General features: G+C 67.2%; 2 protein-coding genes and 1 pseudogene (1 of these 3 running past the window's edge). All 3 read right to left on the reverse strand.

Annotated features, from left to right (window positions below; all coding sequences use genetic code 11):
- On the reverse strand, nucleotides 1–407 hold the 5' portion of the coding sequence (locus A2X88_06375) for a hypothetical protein (protein OGP33026.1). 154 nt of this gene lie to the left of the window's left edge; 407 of the gene's 561 nt are visible here — the first part of the coding sequence; the start codon lies at nucleotides 405–407; the stop codon falls past the left edge of the window.
- A gap of 155 nt (nucleotides 408–562) precedes the next feature.
- Nucleotides 563–1,951 carry a hypothetical protein gene (locus A2X88_06380; GenBank protein ID OGP33027.1) on the reverse strand — a complete coding sequence of 463 codons (1,389 nt, stop codon included), beginning with the start codon at nucleotides 1,949–1,951 and terminating at the stop codon, nucleotides 563–565.
- 488 nt (nucleotides 1,952–2,439) lie between these two features.
- Nucleotides 2,440–2,685, reverse strand: a pseudogene (locus tag A2X88_06385) (hypothetical protein).

Below are 2,685 nucleotides of genomic sequence, written 5' to 3' on the forward strand. Positions count from 1 at the left end.
CGGCCGGATCCCTTCCCGTGTTCCCCGGTTCCCCCGGAAGGATCTCCCGAAAGCCTGGTCCCAGCCAGCCGGGGGTTGGTGTGGAAGAGAACCGTTCCGTCCCGGGAGGCGATCAGCGCGTAGGCCACCACGCGGTCCGAGAGGATCTCCCGGACCTCGCCCGTCTCCCGTCCTCCTCCGGCCCGCAGGGCGTTTTCCGCGAATGCGGAAAGCGCCAGGGCGGTGCTCTCGAGGGACCGCTCCGAAAGAATCCGAGCGTTGTCCGCGTTCCGGGCCGTGGCGTACAGGATGGCCGCGGAGGAGACCACGAGGACCAATCCCAGCACGGCCCGCAGGATGGTGAGAAGGGCGCTGCGCATCGAGGCAAGAATCCTTCCGGCCGGGACCGGGCCCCGGGGAATCGACAAGGAAGTATTGTATCGGACTTCCGGGCGCCCGGGGGTCCTGGAGGCGTCCTTTCCGCGCGGCACGCTCACGAACGGAAAGGGGGCGCCGGACGTTTCCCGGCGCCCCGTTCTCGCTCAACCGTGGAGGGAAGGAACGTCCACCGTGTCGCGGAGGGCTACATCATCCCTCCTCCCATGTGAGGGGACTCCATGGGCCAGTCGAGCGGTTCGTGGAAATGCATTCCCCCGTCGCCGGCCTCGTGTCCGAACCCCGAGACGTACTGGTGCCCGGTGAGGTCGTTCACGCCGTCCCCGTCGGCGTCGAGGAAGGCGTCGTTCCTCCCGTCGGCCTCCGCGTCCACCCATCCGAAGCCGTGCCCGAACGGCATCTCCGACACGTCGTCGATCCCGTCCCCGTCGACGTCGGCGTGAGGCGCCATGTAGCCGTAGCGGTAGTGCATTAGGGCGAACGGCCCGGCCTGGCCGTCGTTTCTCGCATCGCCGTCCCTGTCGGCGAACCGGTCGTTGCGGCCGTCATGGTCGGCGTCGACCCATCCGAACCCGTGCCCGTACGGCATTCCCGTGATGTCGTTGATCCCGTCGCCGTCCGCATCCTGAAAGAAGTCGTTTGCCCCGTCTCCGTCCAGGTCCACCCAGCCGGGCATTCCCACATACGGCATCCCCGTGAGGTCGTTGATCCCGTCCCCGTCCGCGTCGGCGAAGAGGTCGTTCCGGCCGTCGTGGTTCCCATCCCGGTAGCCGAAGGGGTGACGGTACGGCATCCCCGTGAGGTCGCAGATCCCGTCCCCGTCCGCGTCGGCGAAGAGGTCGTTGATCCCGTCACCGTCTTCGTCCGCGAAACCGAATCCGTGACCGTACGGCATGCCGTCCAGATCGTTCACGCCGTCGCCGTCCGCATCCCGGAAACGGTCGTTTACGCCGTCGCCGTTTCCGTCCGCATATCCCCGTTCCATCATGTACGGGTAGCCGGCATAGAGGGCGTTATTGTCGCAGATCCCGTCGCCGTCCGCGTCCCGGAAGAGGTCGTTGATTCCGTCGCCATCGGAGTCGACGAATCCGAAATGGTACCCGTCGAAGCCGGTGATTCCCTCCATGCGTCCGTTCCGTACCCGCACCGTCCCGAGGTTTACGCCCCGTCCCTCGAGCATCCGGAAGGGGACCTCGGCGGTTCCGCCGCTCCCGAGATGGAGAAAGAGCGTGTGGTCCCCGTCTCCGATGCCTGCCATGGTAAACGTGCTGTCCGGGCCGACCGGCACGCTTGCGGTCCCGTTGTCGAGGGACACCTGCGTTCCACCCGTCATGGCCGAAGGGTCTGCCTCAAGCGACTGGCCGCCTGCCGGCGGCGGGGTCCCCGCGTCCAGCTTCCCGACGACGGTCCTTGCCGCCGGAGGAGCGAGGCTTGCCGTTGACGGATCGAGGGTTGATGTGACTTCTCCTCCGGTGGAACCGCCGCAGGCGGCTAGGACCAGCGCCAGTCCGAGGACCGCAAGGGCCTCGGACCGTTTCCAGATCGACTTCTTTTGAATCATCCGCGTTCCTTTCATGCAGTATTCCGTTGTGTCGGGTTCGCTACTCCGAGCTACAGCGGTGATTCCTTGCTCAGCACGGAGCATGCCATCCGCGCACGCCCTAGCCGCATGGTCGCCCAACCTCATCCTGCGATCGAGCATCGTGCCGATTCCCTTCCCGTTTCTCCGGATTCGCCGAAAGGTCCGTCTCCCCCCCTCTCGATCGACCGCCCGATCCGGAAGGCAAAACATCCCGGGAAGCCATTCCTGCCGTGCAACTTCTGCATCTCCCCGCGCAACGGTTGCATGCGGGCATCCCAGGTTCCGAAGGCAGCGGTAGGAAAGGACGGGATTCGCGATCCATCATTCAGCCCGGCCCCTGCTCACCCCGGCCCTCGCTCCCGGGGAGGGGAGTCGCAAGAGCCTCGCCGACATCCGCCTGCTGGCCGAGAACGAGATCCGTGAGGAGCTCCTGGCCGTCCCCGGCGTGGGCGACGTGCAGGTCTTCGGAGGCCGCCGGCCATTCAGGAGGTCGGCGGGAGCCCCTGCGCGATGAGGTTTTCCCGGAGGTCCTCGCCGTGGGCCCGGTCGCGCGTCTCGAGCAGGAGAGTCACGGCGGAGAACCCCGGCGGGCAGTCGGACGGGAGACGGTCATGCTCGATGCTGATGACGTTCGAGCGCTCCCGGGCGACCGCGGCGAGCAGCGCGGCGAGGGTCCCGGGGCGGTCCGCGACCAGGAAGCGGAGGCGGACGAGGCGTCCCGAACGGAA

The sequence above is a fragment of the Deltaproteobacteria bacterium GWC2_65_14 genome, assembly GCA_001797615.1.
GTDB lineage: Bacteria > Desulfobacterota > Deferrimicrobia > Deferrimicrobiales > Deferrimicrobiaceae > GWC2-65-14.

Bases quoted from the DNA above. Each gene is read 5' to 3' on its own strand.
- A2X88_06380 (OGP33027.1), bottom strand. From the start codon at position 1,951: ATGAAAGGAACGCGGATGATTCAAAAGAAGTCGATCTGGAAACGGTCC.